The sequence below is a fragment of the Nocardiopsis sp. N85 genome (assembly GCF_028882275.1).
Classification (GTDB): Bacteria; Actinomycetota; Actinomycetes; order Streptosporangiales; family Streptosporangiaceae; genus Nocardiopsis; species Nocardiopsis lambiniae.
Genome location: NZ_JARBUT010000002.1, coordinates 239,030 through 261,295, shown reverse-complemented (window position 1 = coordinate 261,295; position 22,266 = coordinate 239,030). Strand labels below are relative to the sequence as shown.

Below are 22,266 nucleotides of genomic sequence, written 5' to 3'. Positions count from 1 at the left end.
GGGGGTGTCTCTCGTTGTCCGAGGGCCTGCTGTCGACCGCGTACCACCCTACGGCGTCTCCGTCCGATCGTCCTCCTCCAGTTCGGCGACGGCGGTGATCCGGTGGATCGCGAAGCGCTGCACCGCGTTCCGCGTGGCGTCGTGGGCGATGACGAAGCCGCCGTCGATCGAGGACGGGGCGATGATGCGGCTCACCTGGCGACCGTCGGTGTCGGTGTAGCCGATCCACACCCGGCCTCCCGTCTCGGCGACACGGGCCAGGGCCGTCGACACGGCCATCGCCCGGGAGCCGGGCGGCCCGTCCTCCGGAAGGGACACCGGCCGCCGGACCGCCGTCGCGGCCTCGTCCCCGGCGCGCACGGCCCGCACGGTGTCGCGGAGGCGCTCCACGGGCGGCGTGGCGGCGAGCGGCTCGGGCGGGACCTCCACGGGTTCGGCGCGGCGCACCTCGGGGCGGGAGAGCCTCATGGTGCCGTCTCCGCCCTCCGGCACGGGGTGGTACCCCGACCTGCGCAACCCCTCCACCAGCGCCGCCCGGTTGACGGCGGAGGCCACCACGGTCGGGGCCAACCGCACCAGCCCCAAGGTCTCGGTGCGCCGGTCCCCGATCACCTCGTCCAGCAGCGCCGGTTCGTCGCAGCGCAGGTAGGCCGACGCCGATCCGGCGCGCAACCGCCCGTGCCGTCGGCCCACGTCGGAGATCAGGTAGCGCAGGGCCTGCGGCAGGGGGGTGCGCGAGTGGCGTTCGAGAAGGGTGGTGATGTCGGCGATGCCACGCCCGGCGTCCAGGGCCCGCCGCACCGAGTCCTCCGTGAACCGGTACACCGTGGCGCCGCCGGTCGACTCGACCTCGGCGATCAACGACAGCTCCCGGGCCAGTTCGGTGACCAGGGGGCCGGGGGCGATCGCGGTCAGGTCGCCCTGGACCAGGACGTGGTCCAAGGGTCGGGGCAGGTGGACGGAGAGCAGGGCGGCGGCGCCCTCGGGGTCGCCTTCGAGCAGGGGGCGGACGTGGTCGGCCAGGGCGTCCCGGCCGGTGAGACCGAGGGCGGCGGCCTCGGCCTCGGCGACCGCCACGAGTTCGGTGTACAGCTGCGAGCGGCGGCGCGGTCGCCGCCAGGCGAGGCGGGCGGACAGCGACACCGGGGTCGGGGCGTAGCCGGGATCGGCGGTGGCCAGTTCGCCGAGGAGGTCGCGGCGGGCCTGCGGCGCGGCCGGTCGGACCAGGCCCGGACCGAGCACGTTGCGCATCCGTCCGCCGGGGTCCTTGGACCCGCTCAGCGCGGGAACCCGGTCGGTGTCGAGCCAGGCCTGTGCCAGCCGCAGCCAACGGCGTTCGGGCGGGCTCTCCCGCCACAGGTCGTATTCGCGGGTGGGCAGCCATTCGCCCTCGACCCGGTCATCGGTGCCGAGCAGCCCGGCGACGTGGGCGATCTCGACGTACAGCGCGGCGGTGGCGTCGTCGGTGTCCATGACCCGGGCGGCCCGGCGCAGGTCCCGAACGCCCAGACCGCCGTTGCGCAGGACTGCGGCCGGCTCGGCGGACCAGGACTCCAGGAGTTCCTCGATGGCGCGCAGCACCGTGAACGCCTGGCCGGCGGCGAACCGGGTCACCGCGTCCCCGTCGCGCTCGGTGCCCGCGAACGCGGGCGGTTCCACACCGACCTCGCGGAACAGCCTCCCGGAGCGCAGGTGCAGCGCCACCTCCCGGGGCAGGGTGAGCGTGTCGTCGCCGCTGGGCAGCAGCAGCGCCCGGGCGAGCAACTCCTCCACGGACGATCCGGCGTCGGCGACCCCGACGTCGCGGCGGGCGTCGGCGACGGTGCCGTGGGGAGGCCCCCAGGTCATCCCGTCCAGGAGGCGGTGGGCCTGTTCCCCCACCCGGGACAGGAGGTCGTCGAGCCGACGGGGGTCCGCGAGCAGCCGGGCCAGTGCCTCGACGGGGGCGGGCTCGGTGGAGTCGGGGACCAGTTCGTCGGCCAGCCGCTTGACCCGCCCGTGCGGCAGGGCGGCCAGCAGGACCCGGACGGGCGGGCCGAGTCGGGCCGGGGCGTCCAACAGGTCGCGCAGGACCTGGACGGGGCGCAGCCGGTCCCGGTCGGGCCAGATCAGCGCCGATCGGCGCAGCCCGGCCAAGACGGGGGGCACGGCCTCCCGGAGCCGATCGGCGTCGGCGGCCGCCGGGGTCAGGGCGGCGACGAGTTCGTCGGGGGTGACGCCCACGGGTTCGGAGAGACGGTCGTCGCCGAGGGCGACGACGCCCTCCAGGACCTGGAGGGTGAAGGAGTCCAGCCCTTCCAGGGCCCGCAGGACGGTGTTGCGGGTGGTGGCGCGGGCGGCGAGGGCGCCGATGTCGGCGGGGACGGGGCGGGCGAGGTCGGGCCGGGCGGACAGCAGCGCGGCCAGCTCCTCATCCGACCGGTCGCGCAGCCAGGAGGTGAAGGTCGGGGGGCGTCCCGGCCCGGCGGTCCCCGGGCCCGATCCGTGCCGGTCGGGCTGTGCGTTCTCGGTCATCGGAATCAACGCTAGGGCATGTTCCGCGGATACTCACCCCGCTGCGCGACGCCCCGGCCCGTCCCGTCCCGCGTTCTCATCGGTCGACGGGAGAACCACCCCGACCCCTTCTCGGGCCTTGCGACGAGCACCCCGGAGCCTCCGCCCGTCGCCCGCCCCGTCACCTCGACGGGCGGCCCACGGCCCTGCGGGGCTCTCTCCGCGGGGCCGGTCCCGCGGTGGGCGGCGTCCCCCGACGACGGGCGGTCCAGCGACTCACCCCGATCCCACACGTCACCGGGTGGTGGACCGTATACGGAGAGAATTCGGCGACCGAAAATGGAAAGAGGGCTTAAAAGGCAGGTCATCCTCCGCCACTATGGGGATATGACCCAGCGCTCGGAACAAGTGGTACTCGACTATCTGTCCGAGGTCGGCTTGGTCCTGCACGGTCGGCTGACCGCCAGGGAACGGACCACCTACCTCGCTGACGTGCGTTCGCGGATCGACGCGCGCCGCGCCGCCGCGCCCGATGACGACGCGGACACCGTCCGGGGCATCCTGCTGGTCTTCGGCAGCCCCACGGACCTGGTGGAGCGGGAGATCGTCGGCAACAAGCTCGACATCGAGGACGACGAACTCATCCCGCCCAAGCCCCGGCACGCCGACCGGCCGCCGCCGCCCTGGCGCGGCGGTCCCAGCTCCGGCCTGATGGGCCTGCTGGAGGGACCCGGTCGCACCGAGATGCGGGTGCACGGCCACGTCCCCCGGGGGCCGGGACCGCTGCGCGGCCTGATCCTGTGCCTGCGCCGGCACCCCGGCGAACTGGTCGCCCTGGCGTTGCTGCTGCTGACCGTCCCCTGGATGTGGGGGCTGTCCTTCCTGTGGGTGCTCGGCGTCGCGTTCATCGTGCTCAGCCGGGTGTGGAACGTCCACGACAAGTGGATCGCGATCGTCGTCCCGTTCCTGGGCTGCGTGACCGGAATGGCGCTGTGGGACGGCCGGGCCGACTTCGTGGACCAGTACGTGCAACGCTCCCTGTCCGAGACCGGGGTCATCGGGCTGGGCCTGGCCTCCCTGGTCTCCGTGGCCTACCTCTACCCCCGGGTCCTCCGCTCGGCGAGGGCGGCCGAACGCGCGGCCGAGCGGGCCGCCGAGAGCCGACCCGGCTGAACGGCCGCCGGTCATCGACTGGCAAACACAGGGGAATAACCTTTTCCGGTCGGCCCGTTACGGTGCGTCCGGGCACACGTTCTCGGGTAATCAATGCGGTACACCGTCGCTTTCGCTTCGCGACGGCCACGCCAGTGAGACAGGTGGCCCGGCATCCGGTCCGGGCTCCGCACCGCGTCGTCGGTGGCCCGGCGTCTCCGCCGAGTCCCGTCCCGTGCTCCGCATCAGCGGGGAGGGGCCGCCGAGACGCACGAGGCCCGGGTGAGCCGTACCCGGGCCTCGTTCCTTTGTGCGCGGGAATTATGCCTCGCTTCCGTCACTCCGGGGCATTAGCCTGGGCCCCACCATTGCACGACACCGAGTGAAAGCATGAGGTCCTACGTGCCCACCGGCAAGGTCAAGTGGTACGACGGCGGCAAGGGTTTCGGTTTTCTCACACGCGACGACGGTGGAGAGGTTTTCGTGCACTCCACCGCCCTACCCCCCGGCACCGAGACGCTGCGCCCCGGACAACGGGTCGAATTCGGTGTGGCCGAAGGGCGAAAGGGCGCGCAGGCGCTCCAGGTCAAACTGTTGGACGTGCAGCACTCGGTGGCCAAGGCCCGGCGCAAGAAGCCCGAAGAGATGGTCGTCATCACCGAGGACCTCATCAAACTGCTGGAGGGGCTGTCCAACGGCTACCGGCGCGACCGTCACCCCGAGCGCCGCGATGCCTCCCGGATCGCCGCGGTGCTCCGGGTCGTCGCCGACGATCTGGAGGCCTGAACGGTCCCCGGGGCGGTCCCGACCGGTCGGTCGGGACCGCCCCGGAGACCCAAGACCCGATCAAGAGGGTGTATCGGACGAACCTTGACCCGCGTTGTGGTCAAATCGGTGCCGGGGATCAGTGAGAATGGGGAACGTGAGCCCTTCTCGACGTTCTCCTGTACCGGACAAGGCGTGTATCGAGGCGGTGGACCTGGCCCGCTCGGTGGCCGCCGAGGTCGGGCGACCCGAGTGGGTGGGTGAGCACCTCACTCCCCAGGTCGAGGACGCCCGTCTGATCACCCACTGCTTCACCTGCCTGGACCCGGCCTATCCCGGTTGGAACTACGCCGTCACCGTCGTCCGCGCCTCGCGCGCCAAGGACGTCACGGTCAACGAGGTCGTCCTGCTGCCCGGCGAGGGCGCCCTCGTCGCACCCGAATGGGTGCCGTGGAACCAGCGGCTGCGCCCCGGCGACCTCGGCGTGGGCGACCTGCTGCCCATCGAAGAGGACGACGAGCGCCTCGTCCCCGGCTACGCGCAGGTCCCCGACAACGAGCTGGACGACGAGGGCGTCGATCGGCAGATGGTCTGGGAAATGGGCCTGGGCCGCAAGTACGTGCTGTCGGAGACCGGTCGTGAGCAGGCCGCCGAGCGCTGGTACAACGGTGAGTCCGGGCCGCGCAGCCCGATCGCCGAGGCCGCGCCCGCCCGCTGCATCACCTGCGGCTTCATGACCCCGCTCGCCGGCGAGCTGCGTCAGATGTTCGGGGTGTGCACCAACGAGTACGCCCCCGACGACGGCCGGGTCGTCTCCATGGACCACGGATGCGGCGCCCACTCCGAGGTGCGCATGCCGCAGTCGCGCAACGAGCCGGTCGCCCCCGTCGTGGACGAGCTGGGGTACGACCACATCGTCTTCGACGACACCACCGAACTCGAACTGGTCACCTCCGACTCCTGACGGATCCGCCGGTACCACGCCCCGCCCGGACCGCGGGTGGGGCGTGCCCCGTGAACGCCACGGGTCGCGTGCGCCGTGCCGGGGCACCGCGCACGCGACGGTGGTCCGTTGAGGGCGATGGCGGGCGCCGTGCGCGAGTGCGCTCGCGGCGCATGCCCTAAGGTCTGATGTGCACCGTGCCGGGCCGCGCCCGCAGCCCAGGAGGGACCACCATGGCCGAGCCGCTCACCACCGAGTCGGTGGCCGACCCCTACGCCACCGCCGAACTGCGCCGCCGAGTGCTCGCGGCGTGGTCGGACGCGCCCGCCCGATTCCGCGAGGACGCCAACGCGGAAGAGGACTTCGCGCTCGGCGGCTACCGGGACCGGGTCATCGTCGAACTCGCTCAGAACGCGGCCGACGCCGCCCGGCGCGCGGACGTCCCCGGGCGCCTGCTGCTGTCCCTGGAGGGGCACCGGCTCATCGCGGCCAACACGGGCGCCCCGCTCACCGCCGAGGGCGTGGAGTCGTTGGCCACCCTGCGGGCCTCCACCAAGCGTGACGACGACGCCTCCGCCGGCCGGTTCGGGGTGGGCTTCTCCGCCGTGGCCGCGCTCAGCGACGACGTGACCGTCACCTCCGCCGGCTCCGCCGTGCGGTTCAGCGCCGATCTGGCCCGGGCCGCCGTCGCCGACCTGCTCGCCGACACCGGTCCGGGCGGGCTGGCCGCCGAGGTGGAACGCCGTTCCGGGCACGTGCCCATGCTCCGGCTCCCCTTCCCCGAGGAGGGCGCGGGCGTCGAGGGCTACGACACCGTGGTCGCGTTGACGCTGCGCGACGACGGGGCCCGCGACCGGGTGCGCGCGCTGCTGGTGGGCACCGGCGAGGCCCTCCTGCTGGCCCTCCCCGGGCTCACCGAGGTCCGCGTTCTGGCCGACGGCGCCGAGCACGTGGCCACCCGTGAGGAGGGTGAGGCCGACGACGGCGCGATCGACCCCGTGACGACCCACCGCGACGCCGAGGGCGTCCGCACCACCCGTTGGCGCACGATCACCCGCACCGGGACCTTCGATCCGGACCTGCTCGCCGACCGGCCCACCGAGGAGCGCGGCCGCACCGACTGGTCGCTCACCTGGGCGGTGCCCGTCGACGACGAGGGGGGCCCGGCCCCGCTGCCGGAGGGCGTGGAGCCCGTCGTGCACGCGCCCACCCCCACCGACACCGGACTGGACCTGCCCGCCGTCCTCATCGGCACGTTCCCGCTCGGCAGCGACCGGCGGGCGGTGCAGCCGGGTCCGGCCACCGATCTGCTGTTGTCCGAGGCCGCCGAGGCCTACTGCGCGCTGCTGCGCCGATTCGACGCCGGTGCCGCCCTGGAACTGGTGCCCGGAACCCGGGTGGGCGGCGGGCACCTCGACGCCGGTCTCCGCGCCCGGGTCGCCGAACCCCTGCGCACGACCGCGTTCCTGACCACCGAGTCCGGGGCCCGGATCGCCCCGGCCGAGGCCGTTCTGCTCGACCCCGGGGGCGTCGACCTCGCCGCGGTCCTCGCCGAGTTGGTGCCCGCGCTGCTGCCGGGCCGGCTCAACCCCCGTCACCCGGCGCTGGCGGCCCTGCGGGTCCACCGGATCGGCGCGGCCGACATCGCCGACCTGCTCGCGGACACCGACCGGCCGCCGCGCTGGTGGGCCGGTCTGTACGCGGCGCTGGCCGGCACCACCGGGGTGGACACCGACGAACTGGGCGCCCTGCCGGTGCCCCTGGCCGACGGACGCCTGGTGCGCGGCCCCCGTTCCCTGCTGGTCCCCGAGGAGGAGGGCACCGCGCGGATCGACTCCCGTGCCCTGGCCGCCCTCGGGGTGCGTCTGGTCCACCCGGAGGCCGTCCACCCGCTCCTGCTGCGTCTGGGCGCGGTGGAGGCCGGTCCCGGCACGGTCCTGGCCGACGCGAACACCGAGGCGGCCGTACGGTCCTCTCTGGACGCCGACGACCCCGAACCGCTGGCCGAGGCGGTCCTGGGCCTGGTCGCCGCCTCGGGGACGACCGTCGCCGACGCGCCCTGGCTGGCCGAGCTGGCGTTGCGCGACGACGAGGACGGCTACTCGGTCGCCGCCGAACTCCTCGTCCCGGGCGCCCCGCTGGCCGAGGTGCTGGCGGAGGACGCCCCCTTCGGCGCGGTCCACGACGATCTGGTGGAGCGGTACGGGACCGATGCCCTGCGGGCGGTCGGCGCCCTGTGGGAGTTCACCGTGGCGCGCGTCGAGGAGGTCGCGTTGGGCGAGGACCTCCTCGACGCGTTCGAGGAGGCGCCCGACGGGTTGGAGGAGTGGGCCGACGAGGTCCTGGAGCGGGTCGGAGACCCCGACCTGCCGCCGGTCGTCCCCGAACTGACCTGTGTCGTCGACCTCGACTACGTGGCCGACGACCGCTGGCCCCGAGCCCTGGAGATGCTCTCCCGGGGCGTGTTGCGGGAGGCGGTGACCGAACCGGCCCGGGTGCTCATGCCCGACGGCCGGGTCGTCGACGTGCCCTCCTACGCCTCCTGGTGGCTGCGCTCCCGTGCCCTGCTGGACGGGAGCGCCCCGGCCGAACTGCGCGCCGCCGAGGCCGAGCCCGCGCTGAGCGGGCTCTACGACGAGGCGCCCACCGACATCGATCCGGAGTTCGCCCGAGCACTGGGCGTGCGCACGACCCTCACCGACCTGCTGGCCGACCCGGACGGTCCCGACGACCTGGCGACCCGGCTCGCCGATCCGCGAAGGCACGTGGACCGGGCGGCGCTCCTGCGGATCTGGACGGCGCTGGCCGGGGTCGACGCCGACCTGGTCACCCCGCCCACGCGGGTGCGCGCCGTCCTCGGCGGGGCGATCGTGGTCGCCGACGCCGAGGAGGTCGTGGTGGTGGACTCTCCGGATCTGCTGCCGTTGGTCGCGGACCGGCCCCTGGTGCTGGCCGCGTCCCCGGAGTCGCTGGCCGACGTCCTGGACCTGGCCGTGGCGAGCGAGATCGTCGAGGGGGAGGTCACCTCGGCGGGGAGCATCCGCCCGGTGCCCGACGTCGTCGACCTGTTCCTGGATCCGGAGGGGGAGCCGGACCGGACCTACGTGCACCACGCGACGCTCGTCGTGGACGAGGTCGAGGTGGAGTGGTACGTGGGTGACGGCGTGGTGCACGCGGCCACCACCGACGGTCTGGCCCGCGCCCTGTGCTGGCGCGCCGAGCAGTGGGGCCGCCGCCATCTGGTGGCGGCGGCGCTGCGCGACCCGGACGCCGCCCCGATACTGCTGGCCGAGACCGACCTGGAGCAGTGACCCGGGGGCCGCTCCGCGAGGTGAGGGCGCCCACGGGGTTCCCGGGACCGGCGGAGCGGAGACTCAGGAGAGCACGGCGGCCAGGCGTTCGCCCAGGCCCTGTTCGGCCTCTCCCCAGGCGGTGACGTCGAGTTCGTCGCCGACGCTCAGCACACCCGGCCGGATGACCGAGAACTTGGCTCCGAAGGAGACGCCGCCGTCGTCGGCCCGGCGGTAGCCGGCCAGGGCGCGCAGTGGTTCGGGGCCGCGTTTCTCCCCGCTCTCCTGGTCCACGGTGGTGACCGCGCACCGGATGCAGACCTTGGCGTAGCCGAGTTCGGCGGTGCCCGCGCGCACGGCGCGCACCCGGTCCTCGGTGTGGGGTTCGGTCCATCCGGAGATGACGAGGTTGGGCCGGAAGCGGTGGATCGGCACGGGCTCGGAGCCGGTCTCCAGGATGCGGCCGTTGAGCAGCTCCAAGGACGCGGTGGAGGCCATGAGGACGGCGGTGCTGTCGGCGAAGCCGCTGGTGCCCGGGGTGAGACCGCTCACCTCGCGGCGGTGATCGTCGGGGACCCGGACCAGGCGACTGGACGAGCCGAACACCTCGGTCAGCCAGGCGGCGGCCGGCTCGCCCTGGTCGACGCCGACGAACGGCAGCCCGTGCAGCGTGACGTCGAGGCGAGGGCCCTCGGGGTCGATCTTCACCGTCAGGGGCTCGATCCCGTCGGTGGTCAGCCGCAGCACGTCGTCGACGACCTCGGGCCGGACGCGCGCCATGCGCGGGTCCTTGCGCTGGCTGCGGAAGCCGCCGGAATCATCGACCACCATGAAGGAACGATCGTGGCGGATCCCGGCGTGCGTGAGTTCGGCGGTGCTCAGGGGGACCCCCGCGCACCCCTTCACCGGGTAGTGGACGAGTTCGGAGATTCGGGCCATGCGTGCACGCTAGCGCACAGGGGGCACCCCCGGTTTGCCCGCGGGCGCCGGACCCGCTGTACTTCTCATCGAGGCCTGGAAGGAACCGGGGCACATTCCGGAGCGTCCTCCCTGGCGTAACGTCCCCGCTCATATCCGACATCTGACAGGACCCCTCCATGCGAACGATCCCCATCGCCCTGTTCGCCGCCGCCGCCCTCGTCGCGCTGGCGGGTTGCTCCTCAGACGAGCCCGACGCCGCTTCCGGCTCGGGCGGCGTGGAGCAAGGGGCCCCGCCGACCGCCACCGAGCAGACCTTCGAGCCCGGGCGGCAGATCGCCGTGGAGCTGACCATGCTCTCCTCGGCCGACGGCGGCCGGAGCACCTCGTTCTTCTCGGGGTACCGGCCCACCATCGAGTTCGAGTACGAGGAGCAGAGCACCGAGTGCTACGCGCAGCTGCCGGTCGATCTGCGCGAGTTCCCGCCGGGGGAGACCCACCGGATCGGTCTGGAGTGCGACTCCGAGATCCTCGCCCATCCGGAGACCCCGGGCTTCCGGGTGCTGGAGGGCGGCGAGGAGACGGGCACGGGCGTGGTCGTCTTCACCGGCGGCTGAGGCGCGGCGGGGCACACCCGGGTCGGTCGGGTGTGCCCACGCCGCGAACAGAGAATCAACCCTGGCTTATATAAATCAAATCTTATATGGTGGTCCCATGCACGCCTTCGACGTCTTGGGCGACCCCGTGCGAAGACGCCTCCTGGAACTGCTCAACGAGGGTGAGCGGGCCTCCGGCGAACTGACCGAGGTCGTCCGGGCCGAGTTCGGCATCTCGCAGCCGGCCGTCTCCCAGCACCTGCGCGTGCTCCGGGAGAACGGTTTCGCCACCGTGCGCAAGGACGGCAACCGCAGGCTCTACGCCGTGGACGCCTCGCCCCTGCGCGACGTCGACGCCTGGCTTCGGCGCTTCGCCGTCCGCTGGGAACCGCACCTGATGGCGCTGGAGACCGAACTGGTCAGAGGCGGGCGCGAACGCCGCGCGGGCGACGAACGAGAGCGCGGGCGGCGTCGGCAGTGACCCGTACCGGGGCCACCGGGCGGGCATCGGACCCGACACCAGGGGAGTGGACCAATGGACGTTCAACAGCGGATCGACGCCGCCGGACGCACGGTGACGATCAGCGGAGCGGGGGACGAGACCACCGTCACCATCGCGCACGACTACGCCACCTCCATCGAGGACCTGTGGGACGCCTGTACCAACGCGGAGCGCCTTCCGCGCTGGTTCGCCCCCGTCAGCGGGGACCTGCGCGAGGGCGGGACCTATCAGGTGCAGGACAACGCCGGCGGCCGGATCCTGTCCTGTGATCCGCCCAAGGCCTTCCACGTCAGCTGGGAGTTCGACGGTCAGCGCAGCGACGTCCACGTGCGCCTGACCCCGCTGGCGTCCGAGGACGGCGGGGAGCGCACCCGGTTCGAGCTGTCGCACGTGGCACCGCTGACCGAGTTCTGGGATCGGTTCGGTCCGGGCGCGGCGGGCGTCGGCTGGGACCTGGGCCTCCTCGGCCTGACCCTGCACCTGGAGAGCGGTGTGGACATGCCGGCGGAGGCCTCCGAGTGGGGGACCTCGCCCGAGGCGCTCCGGTTCATGGAACTGAGCGCCCGCGACTGGGAACGGGCCCACCTGGCGACCGGCGCCGATCCCGAGGCGGTGCGCGCCGCGGCCGAGCGGACCATCGAGTTCTACACGCGACCCCCGGCCGAGGACCCCGAGCAGGGCTGATCCGGTGACGGACGACGGGCGGGCCGAAGCGGGGCGAAGGTCTACCGGGTGACGGTGAAGAAACCCTCCGAAATGAGGGTCCGCAGCGCCTCCGGCACCCGTTCGCGCACCTGCGCCGGGTCCTCGTGGATGAGCTGGGCGATGGCGTCCAGCAGGGGGCCCACCGGCATCGTCCCGTCGCAGACCCCGGCCAGCGCGGCCTCCACCGTGCCCACCCGGGCGACCCGACGCAGTCCGTCGCGCTGACGCAGCAGGATCCGTTCCGGGTCGGGCGCGCCGGGGACCCCGACACGCTCCTCCACCACGCCCGGGGCCAGGGCCACGTGCGCCGAGAGCAGGGCGGCGTCGGTCAGCCGGTGCGCCGTCATCGCCCCGTCCACCACGGAGGGGAGATAGGGGCCCACCGGTTGGTCGATCTCGTGGCGCAGCTCCTCCACGCGCACGGTCGCGTCCTGGGCGACGTCGTTGCGCAGGCTGATCCACCCGAACCCGATGCCCTTGATGCCCTCGCGCTCGAAGTAGTCCAACCAGGCGTCGTAGCGGCGGGTGTACTCGGGGGTGCCGTGCTCGCAGGAGTCGCGCAGCCACAGCTCCACGTACTCGGCGGGGTCCTGTACGTCGCGCTGGACCACCCAGCCCGAGCAGCCGGTCCCGGTGACCCAGCCGCCCACCCGGTCCTCCCAGTCGTCGCCGTCGGAGTGCACCCAGTTGGCCAGCAGCTGGCACCAGCCGCCCTCGGTGAGGTGGGCGGGGGCCTGGCGGACCAGCTCGGCGCAGATCGAGTCGCCGGGCAGGTCGGACTCCCGATAGGTGTAGCGGGAGGCGTCGGGCGTGATGACGAACGGCGGGTTGGACACGATCAGGTCGAAGCGCTCGTCCTCGACCGGTTCGTACAGGGAACCCTGGAGCAGGCGGACGTCGGGCACACCCGACAGCGCCAGGCTGATCCGGGCCATCCGCAGGGCGCGCGGGTTGAGGTCGGTGGCGACGATCTCCCGGGTGCGGGAGGCCAGGTGCAGGGCCTGCACACCGCAGCCGGTGCCGACGTCGAGGGCGCGTTCGACGGGGCCGTCGACGATCAGCCGGGACAGGGTGGCCGAGGCGCCGCCCGCGCCCACCACGTGATCGGGGCGCGGCACGACGCCGGTGCCGGGGCGCACCTTGGGGTCGGAGACCACGAAGCCGGGGCGGCCCTCCTCCAGCTCCCAGGGCCCCAGGTGCACCAGGGAGCGCACGACGGGTCCGCCGGGGCGCTCGTCCACGGTGACGAGGCCCGCCCCCACGAGTTCGTCGACGGGCAGGACGGCGCGGGCGGCCCGTGCGGGAATGGGGCTCTGGAGCCACCACAGGCGCAGCAGCAGCCCGAGTCGCTCCTCGCCGCCGGTGGCGCGCAGCGCGGGCACGAGTTCCTCGCGGGCCAGCGCGCGGGCCGCGGCGTCGCCCAATCGGTCGCGAACGCCCGACACCGTGTAGTCGGCGTCGATGAGGATGGCGCGCAGTCGTTCGGCGAGTCCGCGGGGAAAGGCTGTCTCAGGCACCCGCCCATTATCGACCACGGGACCCACCAGGGCGTTCGATCAGTCCCTGGAGGCGATCCGCTCGGCGGCCTCGGCCCGTTTGCGCAGGAGGCGGGGGATGTAGAGGAAACCGAACACGCCCAGGCCCATCCCGGTCGCGCACACGCCGATCCACCAGCGCTCGGACTCGGGCAGGCCCTCGCCCATGGCCAAGAGCACGATCAGCGCGATCACCCAGGCGACGGTGCCGATCGCGGCGGGGACTCGGTAATCGCTCTCGTGGACTTCGGGATCCGGCTGACGAGGTTTGCGCACGGCTCCAGGCTAGCCGTACACATCGGAACGCTCCATGGAGGAGGTGGTGCGTCTGCCCCCACCAGGGAAATCTTCGTCACATCCGATCACTCGATCATCCGAACGCATGGTGTTTTCTACGAAACTCCTGTGAAACCTGTGTCGGTTGTTGTATGAAGATGCAACTAATCTGGCGCAGAATCCTTGTTGTCCGGTAACACGACCAGGTCAGGCTGACACCGTGAACGCTGCAACCCCATCCCCCGACACAGTGTCCAAGGTGCCCTCGGGGCCCCTGGACCGCTTCTTCCGCATCTCCGAGCGCGGTTCCACCTTCGGCACCGAGATCCGCGGTGGCCTGGCGACCTTCTTCGCCATGGCCTACATCGTCGTCCTCAACCCCCTGATCATCGGTACCGCCGAGGACGTCAACGGAGAGACCCTGGGCATCCCCCAGGTCGCCGCCGTGACCGCCCTCGTCGCCGCGATCTCCTGCGTCCTCATGGGCGTGGTCAGCCGCTACCCGTTCGCCATCGCCGCGGGCATGGGCCTCAACGCGGTGGTCGCCTACGGGATCGCGCCGCTCATGCCGTGGTCCGATGTGTTCCTGCTGATCATCGTCGAGGGTCTGCTCCTGCTGATCCTGGTGCTGACCGGCTTCCGCACCGCGGTCTTCGCCGCCATCCCGCCCGGTCTGAAGATCGCCATCGCGGTCGGCGTGGGCCTGTTCCTGGCGCTCATCGGTCTGGTCAACGCCGGCTTCGTCCAGGCGGGCGCGGGCACCCCGGTGCAGCTCGGCGACGGCGGGCTCAGTGGCTGGCCGATCCTGATCTTCGTCATCGGCCTGCTCATCACCATCGCCCTGTACGTCCGCAAGATCCGCGGCGCGATGCTGCTGGGCATCGTCATCGCCACCGTGCTCGCCATCGCCGTGGAGACCGCGCTGGGCGACGGCGGCGATCGCCTGGGCTGGGGCCTGACCGTCCCCGCGCTGCCCGACGGTGTGGGCGGACTGGTGTCGCTGCCGGACTTCTCGCTCATCGGCCTGTTCGCCGACGGCGGCCTCAACGTGTTCGGGCGCTGGTCCGAGATCGGCTTCGCCACCGTGCTGATGCTGATCTTCACCCTGCTGCTGGCCGACTTCTTCGACACCATGGGCACCATGGTCGGCGTCGCCCACCAGGGCGGGCTGGCCGACGAGGACGGCAACATCGAGGGCACCCGCGAGGTCCTGGTCGCCGACTCCCTGGGCACGATCTTCGGCGGTGTGGGATCGGCCTCGGTCGCCACCATCTACGCCGAGTCCGCCGCCGGCGTCGCGGAGGGTGCGCGGACCGGTATCGCCCCGATCGTCACCGGTCTGCTGATGGTCGTGGCCACCCTGTTCACCCCGCTGGTGACCCTGGTCCCGTTCGAGGCCGCGACCCCGGTCCTGGTCATCGTCGGTTTCATGATGATGACCCAGGTCGTGAACATCGACTTCAAGGACCCGGCGATCGGTCTGGGCTCCTTCATGGCCATCATCATGATGCCCTTCACCTACTCGATCGCCAACGGCATCGGGTTCGGGCTGCTCACCTACGCCTTCGTCAGCCTCGCCATGGGCAGGGGCCGCCAGGTCCACCCGCTGCTCTGGCTGATCTCGATCGTGTTCCTCATCCACTTCGCCGAGGCGCCCATCTACGCCCTCATCGGCTAGCCGGCGACGGCCGCGGACCGACTTCCGCGTCCGCCCCGCACGGCGGGAATTCCCGAGACGGTGAACGGCGTTGACCCGAATGATGAGTCAACGCCGTTTACTTTTTGTCGCCCGGAACGCCCCGGTCACCGCGTCGGCCCCTCTCCCACCCCCCGGGAGCGGCTGATGCGGCGTGGGGCCATGTTCCGTTCGCTGTCCGTGCGCAACTACCGCCTGTACGCGCTCGGACAACTGTTCTCCAACCCCGGCACCTGGATGCAGCGCATCGCCCAGGACTGGCTGGTCCTCCAGCTCAGCGGCGGCAGCGGCATCGCGCTCGGGATGACCACCGCCCTCCAGTTCCTGCCCATGCTCTTCCTCGGGCTGTGGGGCGGCGCCCTGGTCGACCGGCTGGGCAAGCGCCGTCTGCTGATCTGCACGCAGACCGCCATGGGCGTGCTCGCCGTCGCCCTCGGCGTGCTGGCCACCGTTGGCGCCGCCCAGGTCTGGCACGTGTACCTGTTCGCGTTCGGGCTCGGCCTGATCACCGTGCTGGACAACCCCGGGCGGCAGGCCTTCGTCCCCGAGATGGTCGACCGGGAACTGCTGAGCAACGCGATCGCCCTCAACAGCGCCAGCTTCCAGCTCGGCCGGGTCACCGGCCCGGCCATCGCCGGGCTGTTGATCGCCTGGATCGGCAGCGGTCCCGTCTTCCTCGTCAACGGCGCCTCGTTCGGGTTCACCATCGTGGCCCTGCTGCTCATCCGCACCGCCGAACTCGACCCCGCCGAGCCGGTGCCCCGGGGCAGGGGGCGGATCCGCGAAGGGCTGGCCTACGTCAGGGGTCGCCGCGACCTCACGCTGCTGCTCCTGCTGGCGGCGTGCACGCAGTTCTTCGGCGCCAACGCGCAGAACCAGATCGCCCTGATGGTCAACAACGTCTTCGAGACGGGGGCCGCCGCGTTCGGCGTGGCCGCCGCCTGCCTGGCGGTGGGAGCCCTCATCGGCGCGCTGCTGGCCGCCCGCCGCGAACGCCCGCGCCTGCGGCTGATCCTCGTGGGCTCGATGGTCTTCGGCGTCGCCCAGATCGTGGCCGGCCTCATGCCCACCTATCCGGCGTTCATCATCGTGCTGGTGCCCATGGGCATCGCCTTCATGACCTACGTCACCACCCTCAACGCCACGTTCCAGCTCACCGTGGATCCGCAGATGCGCGGCCGTGTGATGAGCATGTTCCTGCTGGTCTTCATGGGTGTGGCCCCGATCGGCGCACCGGTGGTCGGCTTCCTCGCCGACGCCTTCGGGCCGCGGACCGGCCTCGTCGTCGGCGGCACGGTGACCGTGCTCGTGGTCGCGGTGCTCGCGGTACCGCTCCTCCGGGTCAAGGGGGTGCGTCCGCGCGACCTGATCCCGGGACGCCGCCGCGCCGCCGCGCGGAGACCCGCACCCGCCGACAGGGGACAGGGCGTCGAGACCGCGGTGGAGGCCGGCGCGGGGGAGGCCTCGCCCGCCCCCGAACGGCTCGCCGACGAAGACCTCAGCGCGCCCCGGTCCCGCTGAGTCCCGCCCCGGCCGGGAGGGGCCTTCCGGCCGGGACGGACCCGGCCGGCGACCGGGCGCACCGGGAAGGGCGCCGGAGGGGCCGGGCCGCTCCCGCCGGCCCGGACCGGATGCGAGGATGCGGACATGAGACTGTTCGTCGCGCTGTCACCGCCCGCCGACGTGGTCGACGCCGTACTCGCCGCCCGCGCTCCGGGCCCGCGGCACACGTCCGACCTGCGCTGGACCCACCCCTCGGACTGGCATCTCACCCTGGTCTTCCTCGGAGAGGTCCCCGACGGGTCGCTTCCGGCCCTCGCCGACGTCCTGGGCGCCGTCGCCGGCGATCACGCCCCCTTCGACCTCACCGTCGACGGGTGGGGCGTCTTCCCCCGCTCGGGCCCCTCCGCCGTCCTGTGGTCGGGCATCGGCGGGGACACCGAGGCCCTCGCCTCTCTCGCCGCCGACCTGCGCGCCGCCGCCGTCTCCACGGGTCTGCCCGGACAGGACCGCGCCTACGTGCCGCATCTCACCGTGGCCCGCTCCCGGCCGCCCCGCGACCTCACCGACCTGCGCTCCGTACTGGGCCGGGGCCCCCACCACCCCTGGCCCGCGCGCGAGGTGCGCCTCATCGAGAGCCGACCCGGTCGGGAGGACCGTTACCGAACCGCCCGGACCTGGGCGTTAGGCTGGAAAACCGACCCGGGGATATCGCCAGAGCGGAGCACCGCATGAGCATGCTCACCAACAACCGCAAGCAGCGCTGGCTGCTGCCCGTGGTCCTGGGCTTCATCATGCTCCTCGTGCTGCTCGGCGCCCTGCTGGGCTGATCACGATCCCGGTGGGGTAGGGGAGGGACCACCGCGTCCCTCGACCCAGGAGTCCCGCCATGGGCGTCTTCACCGGTCCCGAACTCGCCTACCTCACCCTCGAAGGCGAGCGCAGACTCGCCCGCGTCGCCACCGTCGGACCCGACGGTTCCATCCACGTGACCCCCGTCGGCTGGTCCCTCGCCGACGACGCCACCGTCGTGGAGATCAGCGGTCACGACTTCGCCGGAACGAAGAAGTTCCGCGACGTCCGGCGCACCGGCCGCGCCTCCCTCGTGGTGGACGACGTCCTCCCGCCCTGGCGGCCGCGCGGCGTCGAGATCCGCGGCCACGCCGAGGCGATCGACGACGGACGACCCCGGATCCGCATCCGGCCGCACCGCGTCGTGAGCTGGGGGCTGGAGGAGGACGGGCAGCCCGTGCCGCGCAGCGCCCGCGACGCCGGCTGACGGGACGGCGGACTCAGGCCGCGGCGGACGCCAGCGCCACCGCGCGCGCGACCAGTGCCGCGTTGTCCTCCGCCTCTTCGCCGTCGGGCATCCGCATCGTGTCCTCCAGACCGATGCGGATGTCCAACCCGGCGTCCAGCGCGTCCTCCAACATCGGCCAGGCGGTGGCGTCCGAACCGTGCAGCAGCCGGGGCGCGGACGGGCCCGCGCGGTCCAGCAGTGACAGGATCGCCTCGGCGTTGCGCCGGGCGTCCTCCACCGCGACCTGTGTGGGCTCCACCAGGACCGCGGTCACCGGCACCTTCGTGGCGATGAGGATGCGAGCGGCGTCCACCGTCCACACCCCCGCCTCCACGGCGACCCGGCGGTCGTCCAGCAGATGGATGAGGTCCACCGAACCGGCCTCGTGCAGGTTCACCGTCACCGAGTCGGGCAACGACGGCGACGCCCACCGCTGCACCAGGTCGTAACGCCGCCACGGGTCGGACTCGGCGGACAGGGCCGTGGTCAACGAGATCGGGACGTCGGGGCCCTCGGCGCGGAACCTCTCCATGAGAGGGCCGACCACCTGCGGCTCCAGGGATTCGGCTCCCCCCGGATCACGCGGATGCAGGTGGAGGGCGGTCGCCCCGGCGGCCACCGCCTCGTGGGCGTCGGTGATCAGTTGGTCCAGGGACACGGGAAGAGCGGGGTGCGCACCGGGGCGGCGGTCCCCGTTCAGACAGGCGACGATCCTCATGGCTCTCCTCACGGAACTCCGTATGCCGAATGTGCCCGTTCGCGCCGTCGCGCAAAAGCCGTCCCGGATGCGCGCCGCCCCCGTCCGCCCCTGGCAGGATGGCCGTCATGAGACGACCGCTCGTGTGCGCCGTGGCCGCGCTGTCCGTGTTCCTCCCGGCACCCGCCCTGGCGGAGCCGGAGGTTCCCGACGGCGGGACCGGGTTCGACTACCCGCGCGGCGGCGAGGGGCCGGAGGGATCGGAGATCGCCTTCACCTTCCAGGACGAGCGGATCTCGGAGTCCAGCGGGATCGCGCCCTCGCTGCGGCACGAGGGCGTCTGGTGGACCCACAACGACAGCGGTGATCACCCCACCGACGTGTTCGCCGTCGACGAGGAGGGGAACACGCTCGCCACCGTGCGCCTGCTCCTGGAACTGCGGGACTGGGAGGCGATCGCCGTCGTCCCCGGCCCGGACGGGGAACCCGCGATCCACGTGGCCGACATCGGCGACAACTTCGGCGGGAGCTGGACCGAGGTGCGGGTGTACCGGTTCACCGAACCGGAGGCCCTCGCCGACACGACGATCGAGCCCACGGTGCTGACCTTCGCCTACGCCGACGGCGGCCGGGACGCCGAGTCGATGATGATCGACCCGCGCGACGGGCGGCTGTACGTGGTGTCCAAGGAGTTCGCGGGCGGGCTGTACGCCGCCCCCGAGGAGATCGACCCGGTCGGCGTCAACACCCTGGAACGCATCGACTCGGCGCCGTTGTTCGCCACCGACGCGGCCTTCGGCCCGGACGGCACCCGTTACGCGATCCGGACCTACTGGGGCGTGACGATCTACGACTCCACGGACGGTGTGCCGGGCACCTCCATGGGCGCCTTCGACCTGCCCGAGTCCGACCAGGGCGAGTCGATCGCCTTCACCCTCGACGGCACCGCCCTCATGGCCGGTACCGAGGGTCTCTTCGCCCCCGTGTGGCGGGTTCCGCTGGAGGATCGCTACCGGACCGGCACGGTGGAGACGGAGGAGGAGGCCCGGGAGGAGAGCGCGTCCCCGTCGGAGGCCGCCGAGGACGCCGAGGAGCGGGGGAGCGCGGTCCCCTTCATCGCGGCCGGGGCGCTGGTCGCGGTCCTTCTCATCGGCGGCATCGTCCTGCTCGCCCGCAGGGGCTGACAGGGGCCGGGACACGGGCCGCCCGGAAGGGTGACAGGGCGGCCGGTCATGGTGCGCCCTCCTCGTGCCGGCGCCGCCCGCACGGGGCGCGTGGACGCCCGTACCGGGGGTCACGTCGCCCGGGACCACGGGCGCCGGGTAGGCCCCGGACGCGGCGGAGGGCCCGGACGATCCCCCCGTTCGGGCCCCCTCGGCGTGCGGCGGGTCAGTCGTCCCCGCCGCCCCCGCCCTGGCCGTTCTGCGCGGCCTGCGCGGTGTCCAGGAAGTGTTCGCGCACCAGGAAGGCGTGCCGGGAGAAGTCCGTGAACACCCCGTCCACACCCAGCTCGAAGAACAGCTCGTACTCCGCCGCGAACGACCCGTAGTCGCCCGGGCCGCCGTCCGAGCGCAGCGGGCCGGGCAGGAAGTGGTTCTCGCTGCGGAACGTGTACGGGTGCACCAGCAGCCCCGCCTCGTGCGCGTCGTCCACCAGGGTGGTCGGCTCGACCGGGTCCCCGTCCTCGTCCAGCGGCACGATCAGGGTCTTGGCCGGGCCGATCGCGTGCGCGAACGAGGCCACCTCGGCCAGCCCGTCCGGCGTGGTGTAGTGCCGCCAGTGCTCCTCGGTGCCCAGGAGGAAGACCAGCGGCAGCTCCGTCTCGGCGAGCTTGCGCAGGCTCTCCGCCTCGAACGACTGGAGGAACACCGGGACCCGCGGCTCCGGCCCGGTCAGCCCGGCCGCCTTGAGCGCGGCGATCAGCGGCGGCTCCAGTTCCAGGCCCTGCGACACGTGGTAGGAGGGGTGCTTGGTCTCGGGGTAGATCCCGATCGGCCGCTTCAGCTCCGAGGTCAGGGAGAACGCCAGGTCGATGACCTCCTCCAGGGTCGGCACCTCATAGGTCCCGTCCATCATGGCGTTCATCGTGCGCACGTCCTGGAGCCGCTCCCGCGCGCGCAGCGTCTTGATCTCCGCCAGGGTGAAGTCCTGGGCGAAGAACCCCGTGATCTCCCGTCCGTCGATGGTCCGGGTGGTCCGCCGGTCGGCGAACTCCGGCCGGTCGGCCACGTCGGTCGTCTCGCCGATCTCCGACTCGTGGCGGCAGATCAGCCGACCGTCCCTGGTGGCGACCAGGTCCATCTCGATGAAGTCGCCGCCGTGCCGGGCCCCCAGTTCGTAGGAGGCCAGGGTGTGCTCGGGCCGATGCCCCGACGCACCCCGGTGGGAGATGATCTTGATGGGGTTTTCCTTCTTGTTCCTGCGCACAGTCGACCCGTCCTGAAAATCCGGAAAAGGAGAGAAAAGGGAGGTCGGCCCGCCGTTGGCGGACCGACCTCCATTCTGCCCCTTCACACGGCCGGGACGTGGCCGGGAGATCGACGGGGGCGGAAGGGCTCAGGAGAGCCGGGTGAGCACGAAGTCGACGCACTCGGTCAACGCCTGCACGTCGGCGGGCTCGACGGCCGGGAACGTCGCGACGCGCAGCTGGTTGCGGCCCAGCTTGCGGTAGGGCTCGGTGTCCACGACGCCGTTGGCGCGCAGCACCTCGGCGATCGCCGAGGCGTCCACGTCGTCGTTGAAGTCGATGGTGGCCACGACCTGCGAGCGCTTGGCCGGGTCGGTGACGAAGGGCGTGGCGACCGCGGACTTCTCGGCCCAGGTGTACAGGGTCGAGGAGGACTCGGCGGTGCGGGCCACGGCCCAGTCCAGCCCGCCCTGCCCGTTGATCCACTCCAACTGCTCGGCCAGGAGCAGCAGGGTGGCCACGGCCGGGGTGTTGTAGGTCTGGTCCTTGCGGGAGTTGTCGATCGCGGTGGTGAGCGAGAAGAACTCGGGGATGTAGCGGCCGCTCGCGGCGATCTCCTCGACCCGGGCCAGCGCCTTGGGCGACATGACGGCCAGCCACAGCCCGCCGTCGGCGGCGAAGCTCTTCTGCGGGGCGAAGTAGTAGACGTCGGTCTCGGCGATGTCCACCGGCAGACCGCCGGCGCCGCTGGTGGCGTCGACCAGCACCAGGGCGTCCTCGTCGGCCCCGGCCACGCGGCGGATCGGCGCGGCCACACCGGTGGAGGTCTCGTTGTGGGTGAGGGCGTACGCGTCCACACCGGCCTCGGCGACGGCCTCACCGTGACCGCCGGGGTCGGTGGTGATGACGGTCGGCTCGGCCAACCAGGGGGCGCCCTTGGCGACCTTCGCGAACTTGCTCGAAAACTCGCCGAACGAGAGGTGCTGGGACTTCTCGCGCAGCAGGCCGTGCGCGGCGATGTCCCAGAACGCGGTGGTGCCGCCGTTGCCGAGGACGACCTCGTACCCCTCCGGAAGGGAGAACAGGTCGGCCACTCCGGTGCGGACCCGTGACACCAGGGACTTCACGGGCTTCTGCCGGTGGGAGGTCCCCAGGTAACGGGATCCGGAGGAGGCCAGGGCCTCCAGCTGGGCCGGGCGGACTTTGGAGGGGCCACTGCCGAAACGGCCGTCGGAGGGCAGGAGGTTCGCGGGAATCTGAATCTCGGTCACGCGTCCCAGGGTAGTGGTGGCACGGGTGACGTCGCCGGTCAGGGGTGTTATTAACACGCGTGAAAAAACGTGAGAACGGATCACCGCCTCACGATCCCCCCGGAGTGGCCGGTATGGGTCAGTGTCAATTCTGCTTAAAAGGGTGAAACATCGGTGTCTTTTGTTATCTAATGAGGTCGCTTCGGGGGGAGTGACCAGAACGATCACGACACATCGGTGA

At 72.3% G+C, this 22,266-nt stretch carries 19 protein-coding genes; 12 read left to right on the top strand and 7 right to left on the bottom strand.

Annotated features, from left to right (window positions below):
* Positions 1 to 48: 48 nt before the first annotated feature.
* Positions 49 to 2,514, bottom strand: coding sequence for a helicase-associated domain-containing protein (locus PWG71_RS05145; protein WP_274808343.1), 2,466 nt, complete (start codon positions 2,512 to 2,514; stop codon positions 49 to 51).
* 366 nt (positions 2,515 to 2,880) lie between these two features.
* Between PWG71_RS05145 and PWG71_RS05140 the strand changes: the two genes are divergently transcribed.
* From PWG71_RS05140 to PWG71_RS05125, 4 genes are all read left to right on the top strand, one after another.
* Positions 2,881 to 3,666, top strand: a complete 786-nt coding sequence (locus PWG71_RS05140; RefSeq protein WP_274808342.1) for a hypothetical protein — start codon at positions 2,881 to 2,883, stop codon at positions 3,664 to 3,666.
* A 381-nt stretch (positions 3,667 to 4,047) separates the two neighbouring features.
* On the top strand, positions 4,048 to 4,431 hold the full coding sequence (locus tag PWG71_RS05135) for a cold-shock protein (protein ID WP_274808485.1): 384 nt from the start codon (positions 4,048 to 4,050) through the stop codon (positions 4,429 to 4,431).
* Positions 4,432 to 4,618: 187 nt separating this feature from the next.
* Positions 4,619 to 5,374, top strand: coding sequence for a DUF3027 domain-containing protein (locus PWG71_RS05130; RefSeq protein WP_274808484.1), 756 nt, complete (start codon positions 4,619 to 4,621; stop codon positions 5,372 to 5,374).
* Positions 5,375 to 5,586: 212 nt separating this feature from the next.
* Positions 5,587 to 8,664, top strand: a complete 3,078-nt coding sequence (locus tag PWG71_RS05125) for a sacsin N-terminal ATP-binding-like domain-containing protein (RefSeq protein WP_274808341.1) — start codon at positions 5,587 to 5,589, stop codon at positions 8,662 to 8,664.
* Positions 8,665 to 8,727: 63 nt separating this feature from the next.
* Here the strand turns inward: PWG71_RS05125 and PWG71_RS05120 are convergent, their stop codons facing one another.
* Positions 8,728 to 9,582 carry an MOSC domain-containing protein gene (locus PWG71_RS05120; RefSeq protein WP_274808340.1) on the bottom strand — a complete coding sequence of 285 codons (855 nt, stop codon included), beginning with the start codon at positions 9,580 to 9,582 and terminating at the stop codon, positions 8,728 to 8,730.
* A gap of 158 nt (positions 9,583 to 9,740) precedes the next feature.
* On the opposite strand from PWG71_RS05120, the gene PWG71_RS05115 reads away from it, so the two are divergent.
* The 3 genes from PWG71_RS05115 to PWG71_RS05105 all read left to right on the top strand — a co-directional run bounded on the left by PWG71_RS05115 (position 9,741) and on the right by PWG71_RS05105 (position 11,343).
* A complete protein-coding gene (locus tag PWG71_RS05115; protein WP_274808339.1) occupies positions 9,741 to 10,178 on the top strand; it encodes a hypothetical protein in 438 nt (145 codons plus the stop codon).
* Between the two features lie 97 nt (positions 10,179 to 10,275).
* Entirely contained in the window at positions 10,276 to 10,638 is a 363-nt protein-coding gene (locus PWG71_RS05110; protein ID WP_274808338.1) for an ArsR/SmtB family transcription factor, read from the top strand.
* A gap of 54 nt (positions 10,639 to 10,692) precedes the next feature.
* Positions 10,693 to 11,343, top strand: coding sequence for an SRPBCC domain-containing protein (locus PWG71_RS05105; protein ID WP_274808337.1), 651 nt, complete (start codon positions 10,693 to 10,695; stop codon positions 11,341 to 11,343).
* A 41-nt stretch (positions 11,344 to 11,384) separates the two neighbouring features.
* Here PWG71_RS05105 and PWG71_RS05100 read toward each other — a convergent pair whose 3' ends face one another.
* Together PWG71_RS05100 and PWG71_RS05095 are read right to left on the bottom strand one after the other, a co-directional pair.
* Positions 11,385 to 12,881 carry a class I SAM-dependent methyltransferase gene (locus PWG71_RS05100; protein WP_274808336.1) on the bottom strand — a complete coding sequence of 499 codons (1,497 nt, stop codon included), beginning with the start codon at positions 12,879 to 12,881 and terminating at the stop codon, positions 11,385 to 11,387.
* Between the two features lie 39 nt (positions 12,882 to 12,920).
* Positions 12,921 to 13,175: a DUF2530 domain-containing protein gene (locus PWG71_RS05095; RefSeq protein WP_274808335.1), complete on the bottom strand. Its 255-nt coding sequence runs from the start codon at positions 13,173 to 13,175 to the stop codon at positions 12,921 to 12,923.
* A 220-nt stretch (positions 13,176 to 13,395) separates the two neighbouring features.
* On the opposite strand from PWG71_RS05095, the gene PWG71_RS05090 reads away from it, so the two are divergent.
* From PWG71_RS05090 to PWG71_RS05075, 4 genes are all read left to right on the top strand, one after another.
* Complete coding sequence (locus PWG71_RS05090) at positions 13,396 to 14,853, top strand: NCS2 family permease (RefSeq protein ID WP_274808334.1); 1,458 nt, start codon at positions 13,396 to 13,398, stop codon at positions 14,851 to 14,853.
* A 165-nt stretch (positions 14,854 to 15,018) separates the two neighbouring features.
* The gene (locus PWG71_RS05085; protein WP_274808333.1) at positions 15,019 to 16,392 is read left to right on the top strand and encodes an MFS transporter; all 1,374 of its coding nucleotides are present in this window, start codon (positions 15,019 to 15,021) and stop codon (positions 16,390 to 16,392) included.
* Between the two features lie 126 nt (positions 16,393 to 16,518).
* Positions 16,519 to 17,106: an RNA 2',3'-cyclic phosphodiesterase gene (gene thpR / locus PWG71_RS05080; RefSeq protein WP_274808332.1), complete on the top strand. Its 588-nt coding sequence runs from the start codon at positions 16,519 to 16,521 to the stop codon at positions 17,104 to 17,106.
* A gap of 154 nt (positions 17,107 to 17,260) precedes the next feature.
* Positions 17,261 to 17,650 carry a PPOX class F420-dependent oxidoreductase gene (locus tag PWG71_RS05075; RefSeq protein ID WP_274808331.1) on the top strand — a complete coding sequence of 130 codons (390 nt, stop codon included), beginning with the start codon at positions 17,261 to 17,263 and terminating at the stop codon, positions 17,648 to 17,650.
* Positions 17,651 to 17,663: 13 nt separating this feature from the next.
* Here the strand turns inward: PWG71_RS05075 and PWG71_RS05070 are convergent, their stop codons facing one another.
* Complete coding sequence (locus PWG71_RS05070; protein ID WP_274808330.1) at positions 17,664 to 18,389, bottom strand: 3-keto-5-aminohexanoate cleavage protein; 726 nt, start codon at positions 18,387 to 18,389, stop codon at positions 17,664 to 17,666.
* Positions 18,390 to 18,496: 107 nt separating this feature from the next.
* Between PWG71_RS05070 and PWG71_RS05065 the strand changes: the two genes are divergently transcribed.
* The gene (locus PWG71_RS05065) at positions 18,497 to 19,552 is read left to right on the top strand and encodes a hypothetical protein (protein ID WP_274808329.1); all 1,056 of its coding nucleotides are present in this window, start codon (positions 18,497 to 18,499) and stop codon (positions 19,550 to 19,552) included.
* A gap of 205 nt (positions 19,553 to 19,757) precedes the next feature.
* Here PWG71_RS05065 and PWG71_RS05060 read toward each other — a convergent pair whose 3' ends face one another.
* Positions 19,758 to 20,795 carry a glycerophosphodiester phosphodiesterase family protein gene (locus PWG71_RS05060; protein WP_274808328.1) on the bottom strand — a complete coding sequence of 346 codons (1,038 nt, stop codon included), beginning with the start codon at positions 20,793 to 20,795 and terminating at the stop codon, positions 19,758 to 19,760.
* Between the two features lie 129 nt (positions 20,796 to 20,924).
* Positions 20,925 to 22,046 (bottom strand): phosphoserine transaminase, encoded by a 1,122-nt coding sequence (serC, locus tag PWG71_RS05055; RefSeq protein WP_274808327.1) that lies wholly within the window; start codon positions 22,044 to 22,046, stop codon positions 20,925 to 20,927.
* Positions 22,047 to 22,266 lie beyond the last annotated feature (220 nt).